A 14,866-nucleotide genomic window follows, 5' to 3' on the forward strand; every position below is an offset into this window, starting at 1 on the left:
CCTGATGAAATTCCCCCAGCCACCGCATCCATGCGGTGTCGTTCAGCTCGGCGGAACTTCGTTCCTAGGAAGACGAGCATCACCCCTGATAAAATTCCTCTAGCCACCGCATCCATGCGGTGTCGTTCAGCTCGGTGGAACTTCGTTCCTAAAATTTCAGCTTCACCTGAGATTTAGCGCAAAAAAACGTAGAATTGTTTTAATTTCTTTACTGAGTTGTTTTTTTACCTTTATGTTCTACTCTGTAATTTAACTTTTAACTCAGAATGAAGGTTTCATTTGTAAATGCTTGGTGTGAATTTTTAACCTGTTTTAGATCAGTTTTAACGGTATCGGTCATAGTCACTCAAAAATATACGTTACGCATGGGTAGTAATAAACCAATTACACATTCGATATTTTGAAGATTGAGAAGGGCTATGATGGGCATGCTTACATTTGTGTATTCACTTAAGTTATATCTAATCGCGGTAGTAATTATATTGATTTCTTCGCCTAGTGTTGGGCAAGTTGAAGTCGAGCCAGAAAATACCCTAGCAACTAAAAATCACACGAAAGAAACAGCCCAAACTCAGTCGATATTTGGTCCTCCGGATGATGGTGGGGGGAATTTCAATGGTGCATTTGAAGTAAAAGATTATGGCTACAATATCTTTGAAAATATCAACGATAATCCGGAGCTAGCATCACTTACTACAGGATTACTGGGCGATAAAATAAGTATGTTCACTGGTGACATACGATTTGAGCAAGTCGATGTCTCTTTACCTGGGAATTCTGCAATCCCAGTTTCTATAACTCGTACTCTTTCAAATCCCGACTCTTGGTTTAAAGAAACGCTTGAATTTGAGAATTGGAGCTTAGCTATACCTCATGTCCGCTCCACTTACATAACGGACAGAAGCGGTAATTATAAAAGCGCCTATTGGCCGAATGGAAAAGCATGTACTAGCCGACTTAATGCTAATCCGTCTTTTTCTACAAGTACTGAAGGTACGTCATACTATATTCATTCAAATGGGTACTGGAATGGCGACTCTGTTTCAATTCCAGGTAAAGGTACAGTGAAGCTCACCACTAAAGCTGGGGATCCGTCACACAAGCGCTACAATAATTTGAACTGGAAAGTAGAGTGCATAACAAATACAGGTGCTGGGCATGAGGGATTTAAAGTAACCACCAAGGATGGGTTATCGTATTATTTTACCCAGAAGAAAATTGTACGCTCGATTAAAGACTTGAACCTTCAACCGCAAGTTCATCAATGCAGCCCGAACTGCCCTTCACCCTCTTTAGCGCCAGCAGGCGATGCTCCTAGGTTGTCTCGTTACCCGCAATATCACTACTTTATGTTAGTCACAAAAATACAAGATCGATTTGGAAACTGGGTTAAATATACGTATGACGCAACTGGTTTAGCAACGCGAATATATGCAAATGATGGTCGCAATATCACCATTAGCAGTAGGAATGGGCGGATTGAGAACGTGACCGCAAATGGAAGGCGGTGGAGATATCGCTACAATGACTATCGGTTGAGCACTTTACAAGAAGTCGAACGGCCAGATGGTAAACGATGGGAGTTTTCTCATGATAAGTCTTCGTCGAACACGTTTTGGTGGCATGTAAATATCGCTAAACATAGTCAAGTACCTACAAGAGGAATAGATTGTGTCGAGGGGGGATCAAGGGATTTTATTAATATTATTCACCCTGAGGGGGCAGAAGGGCATTTTGAGGTTGATGAGGTTTGTCATGGGCAATCCAATATTCCCAAAATAAGAAAAGTAGATCCATCTAGAAGTGGTATTGATAGTTACTGGTTTCCAAAATCATATGCAACATTTGCACTGAAAAATAAGTCAATAACATTAACCACAGGGGAGCAATATAACTGGAATTACATTTACTCTGCAAATGAAGGTCTATTTAAAGGAGAGACAATTAAAGCCCGTCATCGCCTCAATTTGGGTGTAAGTGGAGTGGAAACTGCCCATCTATCTTCAACGACGTTACGCCACCATGATGGTACCAAGGAAATACATTATTTTGATAGAAGGCATGGCGCTGGCCAAGGAAATTTACGCTATATAGAAATATACAATAATTCTGGTGATTTGCTGCAACGTAAGACCAAGGAATATGCAAACGGGGTATTTCACGGCAGCGCCAATATGTACCTCAACATCACAGGAGCACAAGATTCATTCTCAGCTAATGATATTAAAAATGGACATTCCGCTGAACGAATTCAAAGATTAACACGAGACACAATCACTCAATTTTCGAATTCTAGCGATAAGTATGTTACACAATACTCTAATTTTGATCGGTACGACTTACCTAGTCTTAAATACGAATATAATACGATAGGAAGTCGAAAACGCTATACAAAAACAACTTACTACCACGACACTAAACACTGGTTGTTAGGGTTACATGCTAAAACAGACATTTCTGCTAATGGCTCGAACTACAAAACGGCCAATCAGACGTCTTATCACAGTTCATCAGGTAGTTATAAATCACTCCCAAACTACTCTTATTCCTATGGGCGCTGGCATACACGAAATACCAGTTACCATACTTCGGGAGTGAACGCTGGGTTACCAAATCAAATTCACTATAACGGTGCGAACCGCTGGGTGGTATTGTCTAATTATAAGAGAGGAGTAGCTCAGACAATTAGAACTCCTTCTAGCCTTAGTACGTCTAGTCAGTATGCATATAAGCAAGTTGATGCTAACGGGTGGGTGACTAAACACACCGATTTTCTCGGGAATTGTGTTAACTATCGTTACAATTCAATTGGGCGCCTTACGCTAATCGATCCATGCAACAGTAAGTGGCTTAGTACCTCTATAAATTATAGCACCACAGCGAATAGTGAGGGATATACTCACGTCAGGCAAGGCATGCTAAAAAGGACGATAAAAAGGGGGAATTATAGCTATTTAACTTATTACGATAATTTACTTCGGCCAAAAATGACCAAGGAATCAGATATTTCGCGAGACGGTGAAACTAAACGATATACTCGGACGAGTTATGACTCATTTAATCGGCCTACATATCAGAGTAAACCGCACAGCCTTAATGGTACGCCTTACGGTGTATCTATTAAATATGATGCACTGGGTCGATCTTTAAAAAAAGATGATAATACGACTGCTGGTGCCATAACTTACAATTATCTTTCAAGTAATAGGGTTCAAGTATCAAACAATAGAGGCTACAAGACGACGACTAAATTTTTAGCATACGGTCACCCTAAATTAGACAAACCCGAGAGTATTGCATCTCCACACGGAGTGACTACAACGCTGGCATATAACGTATACGGAAATGTTACGTCTATCAATCAAGGTGGAATGAATGAAACTCGAGTATACGATTCATATCAGCAACTTTGTAAAACGATTCGCCCTGATGTTGGCAACGTAGCATTTTTCAAAAATGCGCTGGGGAAAACCGAATGGTCTGCAAGCGGAAGTTCGATAAACAGCAGCACCAATGGTTGTGATTATTCCATCAGCTCTGCAGATAAAACGACTTTTAGTTATGACAATCTAGGACAAGTGAAACGAGTATCTTACGGTGACGGCACACCGAGCAAGGTATATGAGTATGATAAAAACAAAAGACTCACGCGATTAAGTTTTGGCAATGTGACCCAAAATTACACGTATGATGATCTTGGCAATCTTTTAACAGAACGCCTGCGCGTTGACCATATCGATTGGTCACTCAAGTATCTCTACAACAGTACAGGAAATTTACATAGAACAACTTACCCTTCTGGGCGAAATGTAGATTATCACCCTAATGCACTAGGCCAACCTAGATATGTTGGGGCTTTCGCCAACAGCGTATTATTCCACCCAGATGGCCAATACAAGAGCTTTAAACAGGCTAACGGGTGTGTTAACAGCAAGAGCCTTCGTGGTAGTGGGTTGCCTTATATTCAACGAACTCAGTGCGGCGCTACGAATGTGGTATACAATCAATATACGTACGATGCGAATGGCAACCTAACCTATTGGGACGATAAACAATCAAATGTTTATGATTTACGGTTTGTCTACGATCAACTGGATCGCCTTGATAACATTAGAAAATCTAACAATGTCCTTGTCGGTGATATGAATTATGACTCAATGGGGAATATTACAAAATTCGACTCTATCGTTGGGACAATTCACTACAGCTACAACAGCAAAAAGCAATTGCAATCTACTAGTGGTAGTCGTAACTACGATTTCAATTATGACCATAGAGGGGCGGTAACTGATAACGGTTTTCATCGGTTTTACTATAATTTAGCTAACCAAATGACAGAGGCGGGTGGCAATCAGTATTTATACGATGGGCATAATAAACGGGTAAAGACTAACGATGGTAAAGGTATTCGCTATTCTATGTACTCTATGCTTAATGAAAAATTGTTGCAGGAACAAATCAATGGGGCTAATCGAGAATACTTTTATTTAGACCAGCAGTTAGTCGCTCAGAACGGTGCAGGGAGCCTAACATATGTACACACAGATTTGCTGGGCACGAGTGCAGCGAAGACTAGCTCAGCAGGCAGTGTAATTAAGCGGATTAGATATGCCCCATTTGGACTTCAGTGGGGGCACTCTAATGCAGAAACCGGAGAAAATGAAATTGGTTATACAGGGCATAAGCATGATGCAGATATTGGCTTAACCTATATGCAAGCCCGTTATTACGACCCAGTAATTGGGCGGTTTTACTCGAATGATCCAGTGGATGCTATGGGGCACATGCAACGTGGTAACAGCATTGCGCATGGCTTTAACAGATATGCCTATGCTAACAATAATCCATACAGATATACGGACCCTGATGGAGAATTTATATTTCAAGCTGTTGGTTTTGCTATCGGAGCGGTTAGTTCTTATAACGCAGCTAAGAAAGCGGGACTCTCTGGAAAGAGCTTAGCAGCGGCAACTCTAGTTGGAGGAGGCGTAGGCGCTTTGACCGGGGGATTAGGCGGAACAGTTGCATCTACATCAATTAAAGCTGCTGTTGGCAAAGCTCTAAATGCAACTGCTGCTCAAAACGTCAAAACAATTGCTGGAAGCACCGCATCAGGCGCAGCCGCAGGCGCGACAGGAGAAACTGTCGGAAGTCTTGCAAACGATCAATTACCTACAAAAGAAGGACTTATTGATGCAACTTCCAAAGGGGCATTTAGCGGAGCCGTAGGAGGCGCTGTAGCCACTACAGCGGGATCTGTTGCTGGAGCGGTTGCTTCAACAATTACAGAGTCTATCGGAAATGCAGTGGGTGCTGAAAATGAACAGCCAACAGAAGTCGTTAGGGACAAAGAAAATCGATAGTATTCAAGCCATGAGGTAATTCTCTTGGCTTAATCGGACGGCCTAAAGTGAAGGGGGAAAAACATGACTATAGAGCCTGAAGAAAAAGCAGCTAAACAAAAATATACTTTCAACTTGGTTAGCTTAGTATTTTTCATAGTGCTTGGTATTGCATTACTTACTGACTGGTTTGTCCCCTACGCGCCTTTACCAAACGAGGATTTACTTGTCTGTGAACGAGGAAGTCTATTATTTAACAAACAAAACAAGAGTTTTAATTTTACTTCATCAACGGGATTGACTGTTCCCTTATGTAAGAATACATGGATCGATGCTAAAGATCTCTCGTCATATTTTGCTCAAACGAAGGAGAAGCAAGCCGAAGTAAAAGTTTATCCAGCAGACCAGAAAAATAGAAGTAGCAGATGTCTTACTGTTTTTGGCCTAACGATAGATGAGAAAACTGTCGTAGAAATAGACGATGTCAAGAAAGCGAAAGAGTTTACCAAACTAATTTTTAACTCAATCGCAATTATTTTTATCTTGGTGGGTTTGTTTAAAGGATATTCATTAAGAAAGTCTATTGATAGTTAAACGTACACTTGACTGAGCTTTTTTGAATCCAAAGCCTTGCACTCTCAGGGCTTTTTGTTGTGTTCAATAATATCAGCAAGGGGCTTTATTTTTGGCCACTTTTGAAGCCAAAAAGGTAAACGAGTAAATCTTTCCGTTTACTAACGGAAAAGTGTTCCTCTGTATGCTTTTAAAAAGCGATTCGCAGCGTTAGCGTTAAGATAATGCGCAGCTATATTTCGCTAGCTGTATTTACAATCCCCATCGCTTTTGTTCGCAGTGTTTTCCTCTTCTTTCACCATTTTTAAATAGGTTGCTAGGCTCTTGTCTTTTTCGTCTTGGTAACGGGTGTTGAGTTTTGTGAAGTCAGATATTCGGTCGAGGCGGAAGTTTCTATATGCGCCGCGCAGTTCGCACCAGCCGGCGAGTAGCCAAATTGGACTAAATGAAATCAGTGCCAGAGGCCGGATAGTTCGTTGACTTTGCTGTTCGCTTAAATCTGTGTAGGTAAAGCTTACAAGGTGCTTGCGCCTTATGCATTCTCGCACTTCGGTGAAGTTTACCTGCCATGGGATCTTATAGCGGCTTGGGGCTGAAAAGGTGCTGATTTGGTGAAGCTCGTTGATGAGCGGCGCGGGCAAGGTTGCTTGTATTTTTCGATAAGCACTTTGCGCTTTTTCAGCGAACTTTTCATCGGTCCAGTTACTTACCATACCAATGCCCAAGGCGATTGCTTCTAGTTCGTCGGCATCGAACATGATGGGAGGCAAATGGTATTTTTTATCAATCACGTAGCCTACGCCCGCCTCACCCAAAATTGGCACACCTGAGTCAATTAGGTCTTGTATATCGCGATAAATGGTTCTGTGACTTACCTTTAATGTTTCAGCTAAGGTTTGCGCCGTCACTGCTTGGTGCATTCTGCGTAAGTGATGAACAATATCGTTGAGTCTTTCGGCTTTGCGCATAGTTGATTGCTTTGGCGTTGTGAATACCTGACGTTATGTTATTCAAACACTACTGACATTAGCTGTCAGTAGTCAATGGCTACTATGAAGTTGCGTTAATTAATAACTTACAGGAGAGCGCAATGATTGGTTACGTAACGGTTGGAACAGCTGACTTGGCAAAGTCTGGAGCATTTTATGATGCATTGTTAGGAACGATAGGGGCGACGCGATTTATGGAAGAGCCTAACTACTTTATTGCATGGGCGAAAGCTCAGAGTGAGCCATCTCTTGGGGTGGCAGTGCCATTTAATAAAGAACCCGCCACTGTGGGGAATGGCACTATGGTGGCGATTGCGTTAGACACCCCTAAACAAGTGGATGCGTTTTATCATAAAGCACTTGAGTTAGGTGCCACCTCTGAGGGTGATGTTGGCTTTCGCCCAGCGGATGCTGCATCAGGATTTTATGCCGGTTATTTTAGGGATTTAGATGGCAATAAGCTTAATGCATTTTGCATCGTGGAATAACGTTTATAGCTAGGTGTTTCGATTGTTTATTGCATTTTGTACTTAACGCCCAACACCTTAAACTGGGTGAGTAATATGGTCAGTTTAGCTATGCATACTTGAGCCAGAATGCTCTGCTCATCGGGGGCAGGGCATTTTTATATTGGTTTATTTAACGTAAAAGTGTAAAGGCAAACTTTACATTTCTATTGGAGTAAACCGCTGTAATCTGCGTTAGCATATCTCTTTGTTGTTTTTCATCAGTACTGCATTCGAACTTTATACACATATCGCATTCTAAAGCGGACGCAACAGGGGCGATTTTGTTGACGAGTTGTGTATCGTCACACAAACGTAGCGTTTTAGCCAAATATACAACCAATTGACTATTTTAAGGACTCTTACATGAAACATCACTTGAAAATATCATCAGCATTACTTATCACCACTTTGTCCCTTTCTTCGCAGGCATTTGCAAATGACACTGTGGATAAACTAAAAGGACTTTTGGGTAATTCGGGTAGCACTGAGTCAACGCAATCTACACAAGCTGAAGCTGCGAGCACTTCAACATCTGAATCACTGGATATTGCAAGCCTTGTGAGCATGGTGTCTGATAATTTAGGGGTAACAGAAGAGCAGTCGCAGGGTGGTGTTGCTTCAATCTTTGATTACGCCAAGGACAATCTTTCTAGTGGAGATTACAGCCAACTTGCGTCAAGTCTTCCTGGTTTAGACAGCCTAATGGATTACGTACCAGATCTGTCTTCTGACTCATCATCAAAAAGCTCAGCGATGTCTGGCTTATTAAATAAAGCTTCTGAATACAGCTCTTCGTTAAGCAGCATTAACGAATTGAAGAAGCAGTTTGAAGCTCTAGGTTTAGATTCAGACATGATCAGCAGTTTTGTTACTCAAATTAACGCTTACTTAAGCGGTGACAACGATACTCAAGCATTGCTTCAGTCTGGGCTAGGTAAATTAACGTCATTGCTTTAATCGAATTTGAGCGAGCTTATTGACTATCAGTGATGAGCTCGCCATGCCTATAATACTCTTTTCGTTCTAACAACAAGCTTCTTATGTCTTTTAAAAACCTAGCAAGATCCTTTCATGAGCAAGCGAAGTGGGTGCGTATTTCCACTTACGTTATTATTGCCTATCTTATTTATGCCTTTATTGTTGGCGTCGTTACTCCGCTGATTTTGCAGTCACAGCTACCCAGTGTATTAAGTGAAAAGACAGGGCGTAGTGTTAGCATCGAAAAAATACGTATCAACCCTTTTTTATTGCGTGCACGCGTAGCGAATTTTCAAATCGATGAGCAAAGCAGTCAGGCTAATTTTATTCGCTTTGAGCAATTAGAGCTTGATGTAGGCTTCTGGCAATCTGTTTTTCAATTTACTCCCACCATAGAACACATAGACTTGGTTGCGCCATATGTGCACTTATCGCGCTTAGAAGAGGAGGAAGCAACACGATTTAATTTCTCCGATATCATCGATAAGTTTAGCCACTCAGCTGAAGAGCCTGAAAAACCAGAAGAAGGGGCTGGTGTTCCGCACATTCGCATTGGGCTAATTCAGCTGAGCAGAGGCCATGTTATGTTGTCAGATAAGGTCAGTGGTACCGAGCTAGACTACCCCGAGTTGGCTTTTGCGCTCAATGATTTGGACACGCAAACAACCTTAGTTGAATTATCAGAGAATAAAACGACCTCAACGGCTAAAAATCACTATGTATTTAAATTGACCACAGCTGAAAACGGCAGGGTAGATTTCACTGGGCAGTTTCAGTTAAATCCCCTTGAAATCAACGGCAGTGTTGATTTAGCTGATATCGCTTTGGCGCCTCTATGGCCGTTATCAAACGACTTAGTTGAGGCCAAACTAACAGATGGTTTGCTGAACTTTCATATAGATTACTCGCTCTGTGAACAGGCCAGCGAAATGCGTGTACACGCTACCAATGGTCAACTTAGTCTTTCACAGGTGAGTGTTAGCGATAGCAACAAACCGCGTTTTACCTTAGGCCGCATGCAGATCAGCGATTTGTCGCTAGACACTAAGAATAAGCAAGTGAATATCAACGATATTCAGATTAATAAGCCTTGGCTTGACGGTGAATTTAGCCCAAATGGGCTCGACTTAGTCTCTTTACTGACACCGAAAACAGCGCATGCTTCAGCACAAAATCCTGCGACGACATCGACCACGGCAGGGGAAACCGTGCGATCGCAGCAGGCCGTTTCGACTCACAACAAGGTTACAGCTGGCGGCAGTGCAGCACACACAGCCGAGGAAGAGTGGCGTATCATTTTACAGTCTTTTGCTTTAAACGATGGGGAAGTGAATATACACGAGAGTGCGATTTCTCACGGTATGTTTTGGCGTGTATCGTCAATTAATGTCACAACAAGTGTCGTTGATACTCTGTTTAATGAACCAATTGACTATACACTGGGCTTGGACGTTGCCGGCGATCCCAATGAATTTTCAGCGGAGACTTTGGGTAACGTGAAGACCAACGGGGCGGTAGATGTTCATCAACAAAAAGTGACAGGCAAGGTTGATGTAAACCAACTAAATTTGGCTCAAATTCAGGCTTACTTAAAACCTTACGTTACGCTTGAGCTGCAGGATGGTATCGCCGATGTTAGCGGTACGTTTAATGCGAATGCAGATAAAACACTGTTATTTCAGGGGCAAGCAAATGTTTCAGCATTGGCGATAAATGACGGATTAACACAAGACCCTTTGCTTAAATGGCAAGAAATGCAAGTTACAGGTATTAAGTACAGCACGGGCGAAAATAGCTTCTCGATAGACAAAATTGAACTGCAAAAGCCCTATGCCAAGGTAATTATTAATCAAAACGGACAAACGAATGTCAGCGATGTGTTGGTCACCTCCGCGACAGCCAACGAAATATCATCTGCTAAGCAACAAACAGGACACACGGATGACGCCGCACCTGCTGACAATAGTCAGCACGAATCACTAACGCCGTCATCTTCTGCCTTGGCCATTCGTATCGCTGAAATCAACTTACTTGATGGTAGTACTTACTTTGAAGATAACTCCCTGCGACCTCGTTTTGCGTCAGGGATTGAAGCGTTAAATGGCAAGATAACAGGGTTATCATCTAGTGCTGAGACGCCTGCTGATGTGGATATTAGCGGTAAAATCGATGGTTATGCGCCTGTGGCGTTAAGCGGTGCGATTAACCCCTTGATTGAAGAGATGTTTCTCGATCTAAACTTTTCTGTGAAAGGTGCTGAATTGACGTCAGTTAATCCATATTCGGGTACCTATATGGGGCATTTTATCGACAAAGGATTATTGTCACTCGATGTAAAGTACGCGCTTGAGAACAATCAATTGCGTGGTGATAATCACGTAGTGATAGATCAGCTCACTTTGGGTAGGAAAACCGCTTCAGATCAGGCTCTTAGCTTACCATTAGGCTTAGCCATAGCTTTGTTGCAAGACTCCGATGGTGTGATTGATTTGGGCATGGAAGTGTCAGGGGACTTAGACAACCCTAGCTTTGGGTTTGGCTCAATCATTTTAAAAGCCTTAGGCAATTTGATCACCAAAGCCGTCACCGCTCCTTTCTCATTGTTGGCAAATTTAGTTGGCAGTGATGACGAATTAAATGAAATAGACTTTGCACACGGCTCAGCAGTTCTTTCAGCGCAAATGACTGAAAAACTAAACACGTTGGCCGAAGCATTGGCGCAGCGACCCGGGCTGCGGGTCAATATTGAAGGGACTGTGGACCAGGTGCCTGATGCCTACGAACTGGCAGAACAAACTTTGCAGAACCGGTTATTGGAGTTGTCAGGAGAACCTAGGTTACCTGATGATACCTCTGCGAGCACATTTCCCCTTACTGGGCCCTTTGCTAACGCACTTGAAACCCTTTTTACTCAAAGCACATCTAAATCGCTGGAAGAAGAGCGTCAAGTGGTAAAAGCGAAGCTGCAAAACGGTGACCAAGAAGCGGAAATAGAAGAGCCGCGCCTTTCACAAGCGCTGAGTATTGCTATGTACAACCAAACAAGAAATGCGATCGATATTCCTCGTCGAGCATTGGCAAAACTGGCTGATGAACGGGCGAAGGTGATTAAAACCTTTTTGATAAACAACGCGAATGTAGATGCTAATCGGTTGTTTTTGCTCAACAGCCGTCAACACTTGACGCTGGACAAAAGCGCAGCTGAGCTGACGTTAGAAGCCAACTAGACGTTTAAGCTAAACGACTCCTGAGCGGACTTTATGTCGCAATGTGCGTGGGAGGTTTGGCACTATGGCGAGAAACTTTTGTAGCTTGTTATCGAGTAATACTATATATGCCATAAATAGAAAAATGCCGCTCAGATCTTCTATTTAAAAGAGCTGAGCGGCATGTTGGACTCACCGTTGTGCGGTATTTGGGGCTACACGTTAATACTTCACGCTGACCCCAGCGAACAAGCGAGGGCCGTAGTCATTCACTTCCCCTAGGTTGCCTTGCACATAATAATCCTGAGATTTTGGCGCGCTAAACAGGTTAATTGCTTCAACTTTCACCCGTATATTGCTATTGATTTTATATGAAGCACGAGCTTCCCATACACCGACTTCATCAACATAACGTAAACGGGTTCCATTGCTGGTGTAAGGTTGGAAATACTCGCTACGATATTTGTAAATAATCGCAGTGTCTAAATCGCCCACTTGGTAGTAAAGCTGGCTGCTAAACACATGCTCAGAAAAACCAGGTACCGAGCCAGGGGGGATTATTCCAGCGGTAAGCTGCGTTGTATTACCGTCTAAATCGGTAATAAAGGTATCGCCATACAAGCTGTCTTCAAACTCAAAATCAGTATCTGCATAGTTGTAACCTATTTTAATACCGATACCATTATCCCAGCGGTATGCAATAGAGGTTTCAATACCAAATAAATCAGCTTCGTCATCTGTGGTAACCGAGTTCGTTACCGGTAATGCGAAGGTTTCGCCGTCAATTTCAAAGTTCTCTAATACGGTTCTTTGCTGGAATCCACCTTGGAATTGCTTGTAATAGAAGCCAAATGCAAAGATAGAGTCTTCGTTTGGATACCACTCAAATGCTAGGTCATAGTTCCAAGACATTAGAGGCTGAGTATCTGGGTTACCAGAGCCGTTTACACCGACCAGTAAGTCTGCCAAAGAGGTTGGTGCAATATCGTCATCTGTTTGGAATGTGCGGCTGTAGCCCATATCAGATGGGTCTGCACGTGACATACCGCGGTAAATACCACCGCGTAGCAAGATATCATCGCTGTAATTCACCACAAGGTTAAAGCTAGGCAGCACTTCTGTATAGTCGCCGCCACCCTCAATGCGCTCTAACGAATCACCGGTGACAAGGCTAAGTACGCCGAGTTCATCCGTCACGACATCAAAGGTGTTTCTGAAACCGATGGAGGTGACTTCTGTATCAACTACCCGCACACCGAAGTTACCGCGTACTAATTTACCAAACATTTCAGTGTCGTAGCTTGTCATAACGTAAGCTGAGTTGGTTTTTTCTGTCACATCTATGGTGCCGCTGTTCTCGTACTCTAACTCAGGGTAAGCGAACTCTGCACCTTGAGAGGCGGCTACTGCACGAGAGAAGCATAAATTGTCATAGGTAGCCCATGACGAACCTGTTCCACTGTCAACCACATTTCCATCGCTATCTACATGAGTCACTAAGTTGCCGTCAGACACCTCAGATAAAAAATCCGACTCAGGGAAGTCTTTTTGACAGCTCTCTAACACCTCTAAGGCAGTGGTATTACTTGTGTCTAAGGTATACTCATTTCTTGAGCCATTGCCTTGACTACCACCATATTGAACAAAGCTCAATTCAGATGTGCGCAGGCCAGCTTTCACACTGGTGAACACTTCTCCATCTAGGGCGTATTCAAAATCGAGTCGGGCTGATTTAATTTCATTGTCGCGGGTGTTTTCTCTATCAATACGCGTGCGCAGACTGTCAGTGAAATTACTGATGTCAGTCAAATCTATGTCCGTAACGGTAAAGTGTGGAATATTCTCGCCCATATCCCAACTAAAGAACTGTCTGTCGGCGGTACGCCCTCTATTAGAGACCTGCAGTTCTTCACGTTCGGTTTTAGAATAAGAGACATCAAAATTGATCGTCAGTGCATCAGTAGCATAATGCTCAATGTTCAAACCATAACCTCGATAGTTTTCTTCTCGAGAAAATTGCTCACCGGCAGATTCAATGCGATCTTGTCCTTCCCAGTGCAATATTCCGCCTACACTATTAGTAACCAAAGTCGGGCCGGTTAAACCAGGAATAGCGCGCTTTTGTAAGAAGATTAAGTCGTGACGAGACTCTTGTTGAGTCCGGTCAGATACTTGCGCATCGAAGTTGATATCCCAGGCGTCGGATGGCTGAAACTGCAATGCTAAAAACAGTGCGTCTCGCTCGTCAGACGTCTCATTTTGACGAAAACTGCGACTACTACCCGTCCAAGCATAAGGGCTGCCATCACTAATGGCTTTGCCTGTTTCAGGATCGATGTCGGTATTGTAACCTTGGTTACTGCTGCCGCTTACTTGATCCTCACAGTCTCCGGCACTGCTGCGATAAAAGCCTTCATTTGTATTCGTAGGATCATTTAAGCAGGCCCATAAAGATGAGCCAGTGGGACTGGAACTTCTATATTCAGCTTCTGGCTGGCTAATGTCTTGGCGCTGCACACCAAAAGACACCCCGAGTGCTTGGCCATTATCAAACTCAAATTGGTCTACGTAACTAAAGGTACCACGAAAGCCTAAGTCGCCTTGTAGCGAGTTGTCTACGTTGCCCTCATCTGGGTTGTAGTTGGCTTTGACTTCACCTTGAAAGCGTTGCTTGCCGAAATCGAGCGGTTGCACGGTTTCCAGTGAGATCACCCCGGCGACACCGCCTTCAATCATCGAAGCATCTTGGGTTTTATATATTGCGACTTTTTTGACAAGCTCTGATGGGAACTGGGAAAAGTTCACCGAGCGATCACCACTGCCGTTTGTTGCTTGGCGGCCATTGATGTGCGTGGCACTTAGAAAGGGTCCAAGGCCTCGAATAGTGATTTCTGTGGCGCCGCCATTTTCACGGTGAGATGCCGCACCGGTAATCGACTCAAGTGCTTCACCAATAGAAAGCGCAGGTAAGTCACCGATATCTTCTGAGGAAAGACCATCAACCACTGTGGTGGATTCGCGTTTTATGGCGATTTGATCCTGAATGGTTCGACGCGTTCCTACGACGTCAATGATTTCCAGTTCCGCTTCATTGTCGTCAGTTAATTCTTGAGCCTCTTGTGCGTGCAAGGTAAAAGCGGTTGCACTGGCTAAACTGGCGATAATTGCTGTTTTCATCCATTTTGCAACGGGACTCAATCTAAATTCTGGTCCCTTAATTCTATGGGACGTTGAGGTGTTCATCTGTTGTGTGTTCAACGACATTTTGA

At 43.2% G+C, this 14,866-nt stretch carries 7 protein-coding genes; 5 read left to right on the forward strand and 2 right to left on the reverse strand.

Annotation, left to right across the window (positions count from 1 at the left end):
- Window positions 1-419: 419 nt before the first annotated feature.
- Together FX988_RS16680 and FX988_RS16685 are read left to right on the forward strand one after the other, a co-directional pair.
- Window positions 420-5,363, forward strand: a complete 4,944-nt coding sequence (locus FX988_RS16680; RefSeq protein ID WP_254700646.1) for an RHS repeat domain-containing protein — start codon at window positions 420-422, stop codon at window positions 5,361-5,363.
- 63 nt (window positions 5,364-5,426) lie between these two features.
- Window positions 5,427-5,936: a hypothetical protein gene (locus FX988_RS16685; RefSeq protein WP_160181234.1), complete on the forward strand. Its 510-nt coding sequence runs from the start codon at window positions 5,427-5,429 to the stop codon at window positions 5,934-5,936.
- A gap of 221 nt (window positions 5,937-6,157) precedes the next feature.
- On the opposite strand, the gene FX988_RS16690 is transcribed toward FX988_RS16685, so the two are convergent.
- Window positions 6,158-6,883 (reverse strand): helix-turn-helix transcriptional regulator, encoded by a 726-nt coding sequence (locus tag FX988_RS16690; protein ID WP_160181235.1) that lies wholly within the window; start codon window positions 6,881-6,883, stop codon window positions 6,158-6,160.
- 122 nt (window positions 6,884-7,005) lie between these two features.
- Between FX988_RS16690 and FX988_RS16695 the strand changes: the two genes are divergently transcribed.
- From FX988_RS16695 to FX988_RS16705, 3 genes are all read left to right on the forward strand, one after another.
- Window positions 7,006-7,392, forward strand: coding sequence for a VOC family protein (locus FX988_RS16695; RefSeq protein WP_160181236.1), 387 nt, complete (start codon window positions 7,006-7,008; stop codon window positions 7,390-7,392).
- A gap of 384 nt (window positions 7,393-7,776) precedes the next feature.
- Window positions 7,777-8,370, forward strand: a complete 594-nt coding sequence (locus FX988_RS16700) for a DUF2780 domain-containing protein (RefSeq protein WP_160181237.1) — start codon at window positions 7,777-7,779, stop codon at window positions 8,368-8,370.
- 83 nt (window positions 8,371-8,453) lie between these two features.
- Window positions 8,454-11,618 carry a DUF748 domain-containing protein gene (locus FX988_RS16705; protein WP_160181238.1) on the forward strand — a complete coding sequence of 1,055 codons (3,165 nt, stop codon included), beginning with the start codon at window positions 8,454-8,456 and terminating at the stop codon, window positions 11,616-11,618.
- Between the two features lie 201 nt (window positions 11,619-11,819).
- Here the strand turns inward: FX988_RS16705 and FX988_RS16710 are convergent, their stop codons facing one another.
- On the reverse strand, window positions 11,820-14,861 hold the full coding sequence (locus FX988_RS16710; RefSeq protein WP_160181239.1) for a TonB-dependent receptor: 3,042 nt from the start codon (window positions 14,859-14,861) through the stop codon (window positions 11,820-11,822).
- Window positions 14,862-14,866 lie beyond the last annotated feature (5 nt).

Origin of the sequence: Paraglaciecola mesophila (genome assembly GCF_009906955.1) — a bacterium.
GTDB lineage: Bacteria > Pseudomonadota > Gammaproteobacteria > Enterobacterales > Alteromonadaceae > Paraglaciecola > Paraglaciecola mesophila_A.